At 40.3% G+C, this 14,829-nt stretch carries 9 protein-coding genes; all 9 read left to right on the top strand.

Annotation, left to right across the window (positions count from 1 at the left end; translation table 11 throughout):
- The first annotated feature begins 5 nt into the window (after positions 1-5).
- Positions 6-3,434 (top strand): glycosyl hydrolase, encoded by a 3,429-nt coding sequence (locus AC6H0V_RS06475; protein WP_497562900.1) that lies wholly within the window; start codon positions 6-8, stop codon positions 3,432-3,434.
- Between the two features lies 1 nt (position 3,435).
- On the top strand, positions 3,436-5,490 hold the full coding sequence (locus tag AC6H0V_RS06470; RefSeq protein ID WP_497562899.1) for an aceric acid hydrolase: 2,055 nt from the start codon (positions 3,436-3,438) through the stop codon (positions 5,488-5,490).
- 42 nt (positions 5,491-5,532) lie between these two features.
- A complete protein-coding gene (locus tag AC6H0V_RS06465) occupies positions 5,533-6,825 on the top strand; it encodes a ribulose-bisphosphate carboxylase large subunit family protein (RefSeq protein WP_497562898.1) in 1,293 nt (430 codons plus the stop codon).
- Positions 6,825-8,240: a four-carbon acid sugar kinase family protein gene (locus tag AC6H0V_RS06460; RefSeq protein WP_497562897.1), complete on the top strand. Its 1,416-nt coding sequence runs from the start codon at positions 6,825-6,827 to the stop codon at positions 8,238-8,240. The genes AC6H0V_RS06465 and AC6H0V_RS06460 overlap by 1 nt, the downstream gene beginning before the upstream one ends.
- Before the next feature lie 29 nt (positions 8,241-8,269).
- Positions 8,270-8,935 (top strand): aspartate/glutamate racemase family protein, encoded by a 666-nt coding sequence (locus AC6H0V_RS06455; protein WP_497562896.1) that lies wholly within the window; start codon positions 8,270-8,272, stop codon positions 8,933-8,935.
- Positions 8,936-8,937: 2 nt separating this feature from the next.
- The gene (locus tag AC6H0V_RS06450) at positions 8,938-10,272 is read left to right on the top strand and encodes a bile acid:sodium symporter family protein (protein ID WP_497562895.1); all 1,335 of its coding nucleotides are present in this window, start codon (positions 8,938-8,940) and stop codon (positions 10,270-10,272) included.
- A gap of 41 nt (positions 10,273-10,313) precedes the next feature.
- Positions 10,314-12,608 carry a DUF5703 domain-containing protein gene (locus AC6H0V_RS06445; RefSeq protein WP_497562894.1) on the top strand — a complete coding sequence of 765 codons (2,295 nt, stop codon included), beginning with the start codon at positions 10,314-10,316 and terminating at the stop codon, positions 12,606-12,608.
- 208 nt (positions 12,609-12,816) lie between these two features.
- Positions 12,817-13,605: an SDR family oxidoreductase gene (locus AC6H0V_RS06440; RefSeq protein ID WP_497562893.1), complete on the top strand. Its 789-nt coding sequence runs from the start codon at positions 12,817-12,819 to the stop codon at positions 13,603-13,605.
- A gap of 95 nt (positions 13,606-13,700) precedes the next feature.
- On the top strand, positions 13,701-14,717 hold the full coding sequence (locus AC6H0V_RS06435) for a zinc-binding alcohol dehydrogenase family protein (protein ID WP_497562892.1): 1,017 nt from the start codon (positions 13,701-13,703) through the stop codon (positions 14,715-14,717).
- Positions 14,718-14,829 lie beyond the last annotated feature (112 nt).

Here is a 14,829-nt window from a genome sequence, read left to right as displayed (position 1 = left end):
AATCAGTGAACTCAAGATTTAAAATATCATCTCTAATTCTCATTTGTTTTTTCAGCTTTGCTGGAAGGGCCTTTGCGCGGCAGCATGATTCTTCTAAACCTTGGGTATTCTGGTATTGGGTGCAGGGAGGAGTTTCCAAAGCAGGCATTACGGCCGATTTACAGGCCATGAAGGATTCTGGGATTGGCGGTGCATATTTAATGACGATCAAAGGTCCCGCCAAAGTTCCCCTTTATGAACCCGCAGTGCAACAACTAAGGCCCCAATGGTGGGAAATGGTAAGGTTTGCCATGGAGGAGGCCAAAAGATTAAATCTAAAGCTTGGAATGCACGTAAGCGATGGTTTTGCTTTGGCAGGAGGTCCGTGGATTACACCCGAACTTTCGATGCAGAAGGTAGTTTCTTCTAAGGTAAATGTTAATAGCTCAGTTAAACGGATCATCCTTCCTAAGCCAACTACAAACGAAGGTTATTATAAAGATATCGCGGTTTATGCTTATCCATCGCCCATTGGCACGAATAAAAACACTAAAGTTATTGTTCCCAAAGTTACAACAAGTACTGGCGCTGATGCTAGTGGATTGGTTAAAGTTGGTAATAAACAGAATTTTAGCTCAAACGAACCCTGTTGGATCCAATATGAATTTGAAAAACCATTTACCTGTAGCACCATACAAATTAAAACAGCAGGCAATAACTATCAGTCGCAACGCTTAATTATAGAGACCAGCAACGACGGTAAAATCTTTAACAAGGTAACCCGATTAGAATCGCCCCGTCATGGTTGGCAAGATACCGATGAAGATTTTACGAACTCCATCGTTCCGGTTACCGCTAAGTTTTTTCGATTCGTGTATGATAAAGCCGGCTCAGAACCTGGATCTGAGGATCTAGATGCCGCAAAATGGAAACCATCCTTAAAAATCTTAAATATCCAGCTTGACGCTGAATCGTACATTAATCAATTTGAAGGAAAAAATGGCTCGGTTTGGCGAATAAGTAGTAGAACAACAGCTCAACAGGTGCCAACCAATAACTGTGTACCTCTTGCCAAAATAATTAATTTAACCAATAAATTAAATCCGGATGGGAGTTTAAACTGGAGCCCTCCCGCTGGACAGACGGGTTGGACAATTTTAAGGATTGGCCATACTTCAACTTCACATAAAAATGATACCGGTGGAGGAGGAATAGGGTTGGAGTGCGATAAATTTAATCCAGAAGCTATAAAATCGCAGTTTAATAGTTGGTATGGGGAAGCTTTAAAACAGGGCGGACCAGAAATTGCAGGTAAAATCCTGAATACGTTTCATGTTGATAGTTGGGAGTGCGGAAGCCAAAACTGGTCGACAAATTTTAAAGCCGAGTTTTTGACGAGAAGAGGGTATGATCTAACGCCCTATTTACCAATAATGACGGGTTTACCAGTTCAAAGTGCAGCGGTATCAGAAAATTTCCTTTACGATATACGAAAAACTATTTCAGAACTGGTAGTAGCTAAGTTTTACGGAACATTGGCAACGTTGGCCAAAGAAAAAGGGGTGATCTTTAGTGCAGAAAGTGTAGCCCCCACCATGCAGAGCGATGGCCTAATGCATTATAAGACCGTAGATATGCCAATGGGCGAATTTTGGTTAAACAGCCCTACACACGATAAGCCTAACGATATGCTAGATGCGATCTCAGGAGCTCACATCTATGGGAAGAACATTGTTGGAGCCGAAGCTTTTACTACCGTTAGAATGGATTGGAACGAACATCCGGGCAATATGAAAACCTTGATGGATCGAAATTTTGCCCTAGGAATAAACAAGATGGTGTTCCATGTATTTACGCATAACCCGTGGAAGGATCAAAAACCAGGGATGACATTGGATGGAGTTGGATTATATTTCCAGCGCGACCAAACCTGGTGGAAACAAGGGAAAGCTTGGGTTGATTATGCCGAACGCACATCTAAATTACTTCAAGAAGGACATCCTGTAGTAGATATTGCCGTTTTTACGGGAGAAGAACTGCCAAGCAGAGCAGTATTGCCAGATAGGTTGGTGCCTATTTTACCCGGAATTTTTGGGACGGATGTGGTTGAAGCTGAAGCAAAAAGGTTAGCTAATGTAGGTGAACCTTTAAGATCTAAACCAGCAGGGGTAAGCCATTCGGCCAACATGGCTGATCCTGAAAATTGGGTAAACCCACTAAGAGGCTATGCTTATGATAGTTTTAACACTGACGTTTTGAGTACCGCGATTGTTAAAAACAAAGAAGTAGTATTTGAAAGCGGTGCAACTTATAAACTGCTGATCGTTCCGGGAAAAACGGCTTTAAATCCGAACTATCAATACATGAGCTACACTACTGCTAAGAAACTATTGGATTTGGTAAAAGCTGGCGCAACGATTATTGTTGCTGAAAAACCACTTTATCAAAATGGACTAAAACAATTCAATAAGGCTGAATTTGATGAGGCAACAAGTCGGATTTGGGAAGGTAAATTTATTGAAACTAAAGATTACAATAGCTCTATTTGGATCAAGAAATTAGGATTGGGGAAAGTCGTTAAAGCTCCATATTTCGCTGACAGCTTTAAACAACTAGGGATTGATAAGGATTTAGACATTAGATTTATTCCATCTGTATTTAGCTCACTTTTAATACCGGCGGATAAAGTTGCTTATACGCATAGATTTGATGGTAATAAAGACATTTATTTCATTTCAAATCAAGTAGATAGTATAAGAGAATTATCTTTTTCTTTCAGGACTCAAGGGAAAAGCGCCCAAATTTATGATGCCGTTACAAATAAGTTTATGCAATGGACTGGTTTTTATATTAAGGATGGAACGGCAAATGGTTTCCTAGAGCTATCAGCCAACGGATCAATAGTTGTCATTTTCGAAAAATCTGGTCAAAATGAAAATACACAAGAATGGAGAAGATTTGAGAGGTTCAAGACCACACTTGATCTTTCTAACAATTGGAAAGTACAATTTAATCCTGCTTTCGGTGGCCCGTCAAGCCCTGTTGAATTTAAAAATTTAACCGACTGGACGTCAAGTGAAAACGATCAAATAAAATATTATTCAGGGACGGCGGTTTATAACAAAACATTCAATTTTAACGGAGATACGTCTAAAGATCTTTGGCTCGATTTAGGAAATTTCGAAAACATAGCGGAAGTTAAACTTAATGGTATTTCTTGCGGTGTTTTATGGACAGCTCCTTTTAAAGCAACTATTAGCAAAGCGATCCGTCAAGGCGAAAACCAACTTATCATTGAAGTAACTAACACTTGGGCCAATCGTTTAATTGGAGATCATAAGTTACCTGAAGACAAAAGGTTAACTAAAACTACCGCACCTTTTCGTTTAGAAGGAAAACCGTTGAACCCAGCAGGTTTATTAGGCCCAATTACTATTCAACTAGAAGAAAAATGAGATGAAAAATATTTTAAAGCTAAACTTCGGACTCTCGGACTTATTTACTTTCGGTCTCCTAATAACACTCTCCCTTGCGCTAACCGTAAAAGCGCAAGATAAAGCTCTTACCAACAACTCAGAAAGCAAATATGCTAAATTAAAGAGTTTAAACATGCAAGATGTTAGGTGGACGAAAGGATTTTGGGCCGACCGCTTCAAAGTTGCAACAGAGACTATGGTACCTAATATCTGGAGAATTTACAACGATCCTAAAATCAGCCATGCGTTTAAAAACTTCGAAATTGCTGCAGGTTTAGATACCGGTAGCCATAAAGGGCCATCTTTCCATGATGGTGATTACTATAAAGCACTTGAGGCAATGGCAAGTTTATATGCGGCAACGGGTAATCCAAAGTTAAACGAGATGATGGATAAGGCAATTGCTGTGATCGCTAAGTCGCAACGCGAAGATGGGTATATCTATACCAAAGCGATGATTGAGCAGCGAAATACGGGCTCTAAAAATCAGTTTCAGGATCGATTAAGTTTCGAATCATACAATATTGGGCATTTAATGACGGCGGCATGTGTACATTATCGTGCAACAGGAAAAACAACCTTGTTAACTGTGGCCAAAAAAGCCACCGATTATTTGTATGGATTTTATAAAAATGCATCGCCCGCACTGGCAAGAAATGCTATCTGCCCATCGCATTATATGGGAGTGATAGAAATGTACCGTACTACTAAAGATCCGCGATACTTAGAATTAGCCAAACATTTAATTGCAATAAAAGGTAAAATAGACGACGGAACAGATGATAACCAAGATCGCATTCCCTTTTTATCGCAAACAAAAGCAACCGGTCATGCAGTAAGGGCAAGCTATTTGTACGCTGGCGTGGCCGATTTATACGCAGAAACTGGAAACGACCCGTTAATGAAATCGCTAAACTTGATGTGGAAAGATGTAAATCTTCATAAAATATACGTTACCGGCGGTTTAGGATCATTATATGACGGCACATCGCCCGATGGCACTTCTTACAATCCTAATGATGTACAAAAAATCCATCAGGCATTTGGTCGAGATTTCCAGCTACCCAACCTTACTGCACATAACGAAACTTGTGCAAACATCGGTAATGTACTATGGAACTGGAGGATGCTTCAGTTAACAGGTGATGCAAAATATGCAGATGTAATGGAATTGGCGCTCCATAATAGTGTTTTATCGGGCATTAGTTTAGATGGTAAGAATTTTTTATACACCAATCCACTTGCAGTAAGCGATAATTTACCTTTTAAGCAACGCTGGTCTAAAGAGCGGGTGCCCTATATTTCTTTGTCTAACTGTTGCCCGCCAAATGTAGTTAGGACCATCTCAGAAGTAAGTGATTATGCCTATAGCATTTCAGATAAGGGCATATGGTTTAATTTATATGGTGGAAACAAAGTACATACCAAATTGGCAGACGGTTCAACACTAAGCTTAGAACAGGCAACCAACTATCCTTGGGATGGAAACATCAAAATTACTATTCACGAAACCAGTTTAAAAGCTTATTCGTTGTTTTTACGTATTCCAGCCTGGACACACGACGCTAAATTAAGTATAAATGGTAAGCCCCTTGCCATGAAATTAACTAATGGATCTTATGCCGAAATAAATCGTAATTGGAAAAATGGAGATGTAATTGATCTCATTTTACCGATGGATGCTACATTGGTGGAGGCGAATCCCTTGGTAGAAGAAAATAGAAATCAGGTAGCTATTAAACGTGGTCCAATTGTCTATTGTCTCGAATCTTCAGATTTACCCGGTAAAAGCATTTTCAACATCTTTATTCCCTCAGCTATTCAGTTAAGCGCTAAACCAATTACCATAAACGGTGCAAATATGATGAGCTTGGTAGGAAATGCAAAAATGGTAAATCCTACATCATGGGCAAATACCTTGTATCGCTCTATTTCTACGGTAAATACCACGGTGCCCATCAAGCTAATACCCTATTTTGCATGGGGCAACAGAGGTCATTCGGAAATGTCTGTGTGGTTGCCCTTAAGTCGATAAAAGTTATGTAATCCTAGTCATCCTAGCAATCCTAAAATCCAAGTGGAAAGATTAACTGCAACATATTATATAGAAACCCCGCTCGATTTAGAAAAATCAGCAGAAATTCTGGCAGGCGAGCAGTCGTCGGGAACATTTATCGCCATTCCAGGAGAAACAGACGAGTTAAAACAACGGTTTGCTGCGAGGGTAGAATCAATCACAAAATTGGACTCTGCTACTTCGCCTGCAATTCCTGGGGTTGAGGTAAACGGAGGTAGTTATCGAAGAGCAATGATTGAGGTCTCTTGGTCGATAGAAAATTTTGGTTATAATTTACCCGTTTTAATGTCAACTGTTCAGGGAAATTTGTATGAGTTAACGCAGTTTACCGGCTTGAAATTGATGGATCTAACCTTACCACCTTCATTTTCCACAGCATTTAAAGGTCCTAAATTCGGAATTGAGGGCTGCCGTAAACTCACAAATGTTTACAATAGGCCATTGATTGGTACGATTATCAAGCCGAGTATCGGATTAACTCCTACGCAAACGGCGAAATTGGTTAATACATTGGTCGAAGCAGGAATAGATTTTATTAAAGATGACGAATTATTAGGTTCAACAGCTAATTCTCCTTTTAACGAACGCGTGGATGCGGTAATGAACGTAATCAATGCGCATGCACAAAAAACTGGGAAAAAAGTAATGTACGCCTTCAATATCAGCGATGAAATAGATCAAATGCAGCGCAATTATGATAAAATTGTACAATCAGGCGGTACCTCAGCGATGATCAGTTTAAATACTGTAGGCTTAGCTGGGGTAAAGAAAATAAGTGATAACGGTCAATTGGTAATTCATGGGCACAGAAATGGATGGGGAATGTTAAACAGACATCCGTTGCTTGGAATTGACTTTGCTGCCTATCAAAAATTATGGCGTTTGGCCGGGGTGGATCAGATTCACGTAAATGGAATTCAAAATAAGTTCTGGGAATCTGACGATTCGGTGGTGAAATCTATCGAAGCCTGTCTGGCTCCCTTATTCAAGCCGGCCTCCCATCCCGATAGCTATCGGGACCCAACTTCCAACTCCTTTTCAGTCCTTCCGGTGGTATCTTCTGGTCAATGGGGAGGCCAAGCACCTGAGACTTATAGACGTACAAAAACTGTAGACCTTTTATACATGGCTGGTGGGGGTATAATGGCGCATCCGAATGGGCCCGAAGGGGGAGTTGTTGCTTTAAACCAGGCGTGGCAAGCGGCAATTGATGGCTTATCGGTTGAAGAGGCTGCTGTAAAATACGCCGAATTTGCTCAGTCAGTTAAACTATTTGGTAAAAAATCGAGGTGATGGAAGATTTGAGCAATAACCGTTTGTTAATGGCCTTTTATGGAGACGATTTTACAGGTTCAACAGATGCCCTAGAATCGCTAACTAATGTTGGTATCAAAACGGTGTTGTTTATTGATTGTCCGGGCCCTCAACAACTGAGTAGATACAACAACCTCCAAGCAATAGGTATTGCCGGAATTAGTAGATCTCTATCGCCATTGGCAATGAATGAAATACTAGAACCAACATTTAAAGCAATATTGTCTCTAAATCCGAAACATGTACATTATAAAATTTGCTCTACGTTCGATTCTTCTCCAACGATTGGAAGTATAGGCAGAGCCATAGATATTGCGGCTGAGGTATTTAAAACCACGGTAGTGCCATTATTGGTGGCTGCACCCATCCTAGGCAGATATTGCTTGTTTGGAAATCTATTTGCTCGAATGGGGATTGGAAGTGATGGCGCAATATTTCGTTTAGATCGCCATCCATCAATGAGCAATCATCCAACAACCCCTGCTGATGAGAGCGATTTGCGCTTACACCTTGCTAAACAAACTAATAAAAAGATCGGACTTTTTAATATTTTGGAGCTACAGAACTATCGAGAAAACAATGTTGAACCTGATTTTTCTGCCTATGAAATCGTATTATTCGACGCTTTAAAGCAGGAAGACTTAACAACCATAGGCCAATTGATCGATTTGCAAAGTAAAAGCAATAACATCGTTTTCTCGGTAGGATCATCAGGGATAGCAATGGCCTTAGGCGCTTATTGGAAAGAAAAGAAATTGATAATCAAGAAACAAGAATTTATAAATGCCCCTGCAGGAGGTCCGATATTGGTGGTCTCTGGCAGTTGCTCGGCTGTAACATCGGCTCAGATCAATTTTGCACTTAAGGCCGGATTTGCCGAGATAGCCATTGATACGGCATCATTAGCAGGTGAAGCTGAAATCATCGATTTTGAACAGGATTCTGCATTGATGGATAAAACTGCCCGTCAGTATGCAGATCTTGGTTGTGAATTCATTAAACAGGGCAAATCGCTGATTATCCATACCAGTTTGGGAAATCCCGATGAACGGATCGCAGCTACAGACCGAATCTTTAAGCAAAAAAACTTTGATAGAGAAACCACGGCTAGGCTTTATGGAAACTTGCTTGGCGCGATTGTAAGATATATTGCCGAAGCTACCAACGTACAGCGGATTGTTATTGCAGGTGGAGATACCTCAAGTTATGCGGCCAGGGCGATGGGGATCGAGGCGGTAGAAATGATGGCGCCATTATCGCCCGGAGCTCCGATTTGTTTGGTTCATGCAGCTAGCTCGCCTTTAGATAAATTGCAGGTGGTTTTTAAGGGTGGCCAAGTTGGAAAGCCTGATTTTTTTGTGAACGCACAACAAGATATACATAGTGATAGCTAACAATTTAATTAACCTTAGATAAATTAAACATGATAAAAAAAACTCTAGGCCTTGTGCATACCTCCGCTACGTTGGTTCCTGTTTTTCAGCAACTATGTAGCGAATATTTGCCTAATGTTAACGTATTTAACATGGTTGATGATAGCTTGATAAAAGATGTAATTGCACGTAACGAACTAACTAAGTTAACTGCAAGACGCGTCGTTGATCAAGTGGGTTCGGCAGCCTCAGCAGGGGCTGATTTCATATTGGTAACGTGTTCGTCTATCGGTGCTGCAGTAGAAACTGCCGCAGGTTTAACTGCTGTACCCGTTTTAAGAGTAGACCAGCCTATGGCCGATTTAGCGATTAAAACCGGGAAAAGAATAGGTGTAATTGCCACTTTAGCTACTACCCTAGGTCCTACAAGCGATCTGGTGAAACGTAGGGCGGCTGTTGCGGGTAAAGAAATACAACTAATATCGTTATTATGTGAAGGAGCATTTGAAGCCTTAATGAGCGGCAATGCAGCCAAGCACGACGAGATGGTGGCTAAAGCTTTGATCGAGCTTTCTTCAACTGTTGACGTAATTGTACTGGCACAGGCATCCATGTCTAGAGTTGTTGATGGATTAAGCAGTAGTGATAAAAAAATTCCAATTCTATCTAGCCCTACGTTGGCTATACAACATATTGCCAGTCTTTTAAATCCTTGATAATGTACAACTTCAGAAAGGTATGTTTAGGTATCGCTTTAATTGCGTTTATGGTGCTAATTTTTGGGCTTTTGCAAGCAAACTCCAACATTTGGCAGCCAGCAGCCACGCTATTAGCGGTGACTTTGGCTATAGGAATTGGTGCTGTTGATGTCTTAAAAAATTACCAGTATACCGCATGGATAATTACTGCTGTTGTGGTGGGAATGATTTATCCAGCAGCCTTTTTAAAATGGGGAAATGTTAACCTCCGCGATAAATGGCTTATTTTGGTAGTGGTGCAAATGGTGATGTTTGGTATGGGTGTTCAGATGAGCATCCGCGACTTTACAGGCCTTGCTAGTACAGGAAAAGGAGTAATCATTGGTCTGCTATGCCATTTTTCTATTATGCCTTTGATGGGTTTGTTATTGGTTAAGGTATTTCATTTTGAAACCGAGATTGCAGCGGGCATTATTTTAATTGGTTCGTGCTCTAGCGGGTTAGCATCTAATGTAATGGTTTATATTGCAAGAGCAAATCTTGTCCTTTCTGTTACGGTTACTGCAATGGCCACCTTAATTGCTCCGTTAATGACACCATTATTAATGAAGTTACTGGCCGGAACCCTCATCGAAATTAAGTTCTTTAACATGATGATTGAAATCATAAAAATTGTGATCGTACCCATAGTGGCGGCGTTAGTACACGATTATCTCAAGCGTGCAACGCCTCAGGGAAGCAAAAACCTAAAGCTAATGGCTGTTGCGAGCTTGATCTGGTTGATTATACTTTTAGTAGGGCTGTGGGGTTACTTAAAAACCGTAGTAGCCGAATATGTATTATCGTCTATAGAAATTTTAAACTTTTTTGCCGGAGCGTTGATAGTGGGGCTGATCTACCACCTAGCCACCTTGAAATTTCGTAAATTAGACGAGATAATGCCCTATTTCTCCATGTTTGGAATTGTGTATTTCACTACGGTAACCACAGCAGCAGGACGGGATAACCTTTTGACGGTAGGATTTTTACTGTTCTTAGCTTCAGTTATACATAATGGGGCAGGTTACCTATTTGGGTATCTATTAAGCAGAATGTTTGGATTGGATAAAAAATCATCAAGAACGGTTGCCTTTGAAGTAGGTTTACAAAATGGCGGAATGGCTTCTGGCTTGGCCGGAGCGATGGGCAAATTGGGTACAGTAGGCTTGGCGGCGGCAGTATTCAGTCCGTGGATGAACATATCTGGGTCTATCTTAGCAAATTACTGGAGAAAAAAGGCTTTAAAGGAAGAAGAACTAGAAAGATTAAATCTTACAAAGGATAGAGATATTTATTTAACTCATAATACTGAATGATTTTAACCAGCAATATACGATGTGCGCTAAGTTGGAGAAGGATGTTCTTAGTATTCTTTGTCTTTTTGTGCCTTAATTACCAAGGGACTTTTGCGCAGGATAATGAACTACATCGCAATAATTTAATTTGGACTTCCCAAAGTAAAAATTCAAGTGAATCAATGCCCTGTGGTGGTGGAGATATAGGCTTAAATGTATGGGTAGAAAATAATGAGGTATATGCTTACATTTCGCGTAGCGGAACATTTGACGAAAATAACACCCTGCTAAAATTAGGAAGAGTAAAGTTAAAGTTAACTCCAAATCCTTTTGAGGGGGGTAAATTTAAACAAGAATTAATTCTTAAAGATGGATATGTTCAACTAACTGGTACGAAAGGCAAATTATCCGCTCAGGTAAATATTTGGGTGGATGTGTTTAATCCTATTATCCATTTTGATGTAAAAGCCAACCAAAAGGTAATTACCGAGGCCAGCTATGAATCATGGCGTTTCGAAGATCGGATCTTAAAGGGAAAGGAGAATAACCAAAATTCGTACAAATGGGCACCACAGGGGGTGGTAAAGACTTGTAAAGATAATATTTCTTTTAAAGATAGAAATGAAATAGAGTTTTATCACCAAAATAAGGATACTAGCGTTTTCGACATTGCTACTAAACAACAAGGCTTGGTATCATTAAAAGACCAGATGTATAATCCATTAAAAAATTTAATTTTTGGTGGATTAATAATCGGCAAAAACATGATCCAGGACGGAAATTATACTGGAACATACCTTAATACTCCATTTAAAGCATGGAAGCTGAAAAGTAGAGTTCAGACAACGCAAGCACAGCTCATAGTAGTTTTAAATACACAAAAATCATCCTTAGACCAATGGAGGCAAGGATTTTTAACGACTTTAATAAAGCAACTTCCGGGTTTAGTTGATGTTGCAGCAAACAACAAACAATGGTGGAACAACTATTGGGATAGGAGCTTCATTTTTATTAACTCAAAAAATAAAGAAGTAAATCAGGTTAGCAAAAATTACCAGTTGTTCCGTTACATGCTAGGTTGTAATGCCTCTGGAGAATGGCCTACTAAATTTAACGGTGGTCTCTTTACCTTCGATCCTATATTAACCGATACTTCACTAAAATATACACCTGATTTTAGAAATTGGGGAGGAGGTACCCACACGGCGCAAAACCAACGTCTGGTATATTGGCCGATGTTAAAGAGTGGCGATTTTGAGATGATGAAGCCCCAATTTGATTTTTATTTGAGGATATTGAAAGCCGCTCAACTGCGTACCGAAAATGCTTGGGGACACCGAGGTGCTAGTTTTACCGAGCAGATAGAGAACTTTGGCTTACCAAATCAGGCAGAATATGGTTGGAATCGCCCTAAGGGATTTGATGTTGGACTTGAGAAGAATGCCTGGCTCGAATACGAATGGGACACCGTGCTCGAATTTTGCATGATGATTTTGGAAACTGAGCGTTACAATGGAAATAAAATTGATAAGTATATTCCGCTGATCGAAAGTTGTTTAACTTTCTTTAAAGAACATTACAGTTATTTGGCAACTAAAAGGGGGGATAACCCATTAGATGTAAAGGGTTACTTAGTATTATACCCGGGCTCTGCGGGAGAAACCTACAAATTAGCAACGAACGCTACCTCAACTATCGCGGCTTTACAAACCGTGTTGGAACGTTTAATTACGCTCCCTGATTTAACAGATGCCCAACGAAAAACTTGGCAGGATATGCTCAAGACCATTCCTCCACTTAATTTTAGATCATTTAACGGATATCCAACCATTTCTCCGGCAAAAAATTGGGAGAGAATAAATAATGTTGAAAGTATGCAGTTATACCCTGTTTTTCCATGGGGAAGGTATGGTATTGGCAAAGCCGGATTAGATACCGCTATAAATACCTACAGCTATGATTCAGATGTAATCAAGTTTAGGAGTCATATAGGTTGGAAACAAGACAATATCTTTGCTGCCCGATTAGGGCTCACAACCGAAGCGGCTAGATTAACTCTCTTAAAATTGAAGGATTCTGGAAGACGTTTTCCTGCTTTCTGGGGACCAGGATTTGATTGGGTACCCGATCATAATTGGGGAGGAAGCGGTATGATTGGCCTTCAAGAAATGCTGATGCAGTGCGATGGAAAGAAAATATATCTTTTTGGAGCCTGGCCTAAGAATTGGAATGTACATTTTAAATTACACGCACCTTATCAAACCACGGTAGAGGGGGTATTGAAAGATGGAAGAATGGAGCTGCTAAAAGTAACTCCCGAAGAGAGAAAGAAGGATGTGATCCTATGTAAGATGTAAGATGTAAGATGTAAGATGGAAAATGGAAGATGGAAAGTGATAATGGGTTTAGGCTTAGCTGCCCCATGCTCACGCTCTACGCTTAACTAAAGAAATATGAATTTAACCTAAATTTAAAATATCGTGTAGTTTGCCGTTCGGAACAGGAATAATTGGTTTAACCTTGATCGCCCCACGCCCTTCGCGCTACGCTTAACTATTTAGACATATGAACCTAAACTTAAAAGACAAGATAATCATCATTACTGGCGGTGCAAAAGGCATTGGCAGGGGCATAGCCGAAGTATTTGCGGCTGAAGGTGCGATAGCTGTAATCGTTGGTAGAAAAGAAACCGACAATTTAAAAGTAGTGAACTCAATAGAACAAAATCAGGGGAGGGCTTTTCAATTTGTGGCAGAATTGGCCAATCCTGAAGACTGTGAGGGGGTAGTTAAAGCAATTGTGACTCGATTTGGAAGAATAGATGGCTTGATCAACAATGCTGGGGTAAACGACGGCGTGGGCTTGGAACATGGAAATTATTCGGATTTCATGGCATCCTTACATAAAAATGTGGTTCATTATTATTTGATGGCTCATTTTGCACTTCCAGAATTGATCAAAAGCAAAGGTTCTATTGTTAATATTACATCTAAGACCGCCGAAACCGGGCAAGGAAATACTTCAGCTTATGCTGCTGCAAACGGTGGTAGAAATGCATTAACGAGAGAATGGGCAGTAGAACTCTTAAAATATGGAATTCGGGTAAATGCTATTGTAGTAGCCGAATGCTGGACCCCGGCTTACGAAACTTGGATAGAAACATTAAGCAATGCGGACGAAAAGCTAAAAGAGATTACTGCTAAAATACCGTTGGAGAACAGGATGACAACGGCTGAAGAAATTGCAAATATGGCTGCATTTTTAATGTCTAGCAAATCAAGCCACACCACTGGACAGATCATCCACGTAGATGGGGGCTATGTGCATTTGGATAGGGCCTTAGCTAATGCATAATCAGTTAACAGTTTACAGTTAACAATTTACAGTTAACCAATTAACCAATTAACCCGATTAACCAGTGAACCAATTCTCATTCAAATTAGCCCCAAATGAAAACCCTAATCTGCACCACACCAGGTAAACTAGAATATGCTGAGGCCGAGAGGCCCGTATTGTTAAAGGACCATGCTCTTATTAAGATAAAAAGAATTGGGATTTGCGGTACTGATCTGCATGCCTTTGAAGGGACCCAGCCATTTTTTAGTTATCCCCGCATTTTGGGACACGAGCTGGCTGGAGAATTGGTAGAAATTGATGGTACTACTGGATTCAAGATCGGTGAGGCAGTAACTTTTATTCCATATTTTAATTGTGGCGAATGTATAGCCTGCAGAAATCACAAACCTAACTGCTGTGTAAACATGCAAGTTTGTGGCGTTCATGTTGATGGGGGAATGGTCGAGTATCTTAACGTTCCCTCAAAAACACTTTTACATGGCGAAGGCCTAAGTTTTGACGAATTGGCCCTGGTAGAACCATTAGCCATTGGCGCGCATGGAGTGAGGCGAGCAGGAGTACTCAAAGATGAATTTGTGCTTGTTATTGGTGCTGGTCCCATTGGTTTAGGTACCATGGAATTTGCTCGGATTGCTGGCGCAAAGGTAATTGCGTTAGATATTAATGATACTCGGTTGTCTTTTTGTAAAGAGAAATTAAAAGTAGACCATGTGATCAATGCACTCTCAGACGATGTGTTAGAGCAGCTAAAAGAAATAACAAACAACGAAATGCCTACTGTAGTGATAGACGCTACCGGAAATCAAAAGGCAATCAATAATGCATTCCAATACATGGCACATGGCGCTCGTTTTGTGCTTATCGGCTTGCAAAAGGGCGAAATTTCATTTAATCACCCTGAGTTCCATAAAAGAGAAGCAACCTTAATGAGCAGCAGGAATGCAACTATCCACGACTTTGAACATGTTATAAAATCGATGAAAGAAGGTTTGGTTTCGCCTACAACATACATCACACATAAAGTGGGGTTTGATGAAGTTAGGGACGAATTTTCGGGTTGGCTAGATCCAACTAATGGGGTGATTAAAGCAATGGTAGTGATAAAATGATTACACCGATTTTAAAATGATTACACCGATTTTAAGATGATTACACAGGGATGTGTTGGCGGATTGCATACCAATGGCTATCGCTACCGCAGTTCAAAGGGTACACAACTCG

Source organism: Pedobacter sp. NO84 (genome assembly GCF_059703915.1).
Note: the sequence above shows the minus strand (reverse complement) of the source record. Positions and strands in the feature narration are given on the sequence as shown.

Bases quoted from the DNA above. Each gene is read 5' to 3' on its own strand.
- AC6H0V_RS06470 (WP_497562899.1), top strand. From the start codon at position 3,436: ATGAAAAATATTTTAAAGCTAAACTTCGGACTCTCGGACTTATTTACT.
- AC6H0V_RS06460 (WP_497562897.1), top strand. From the start codon at position 6,825: ATGGAAGATTTGAGCAATAACCGTTTGTTAATGGCCTTTTATGGAGAC.
- AC6H0V_RS06455 (WP_497562896.1), top strand. From the start codon at position 8,270: ATGATAAAAAAAACTCTAGGCCTTGTGCATACCTCCGCTACGTTGGTT.
- AC6H0V_RS06450 (WP_497562895.1), top strand. From the start codon at position 8,938: ATGTACAACTTCAGAAAGGTATGTTTAGGTATCGCTTTAATTGCGTTT.
- AC6H0V_RS06445 (WP_497562894.1), top strand. From the start codon at position 10,314: ATGTTCTTAGTATTCTTTGTCTTTTTGTGCCTTAATTACCAAGGGACT.
- AC6H0V_RS06440 (WP_497562893.1), top strand. From the start codon at position 12,817: ATGAACCTAAACTTAAAAGACAAGATAATCATCATTACTGGCGGTGCA.
- AC6H0V_RS06435 (WP_497562892.1), top strand. From the start codon at position 13,701: ATGAAAACCCTAATCTGCACCACACCAGGTAAACTAGAATATGCTGAG.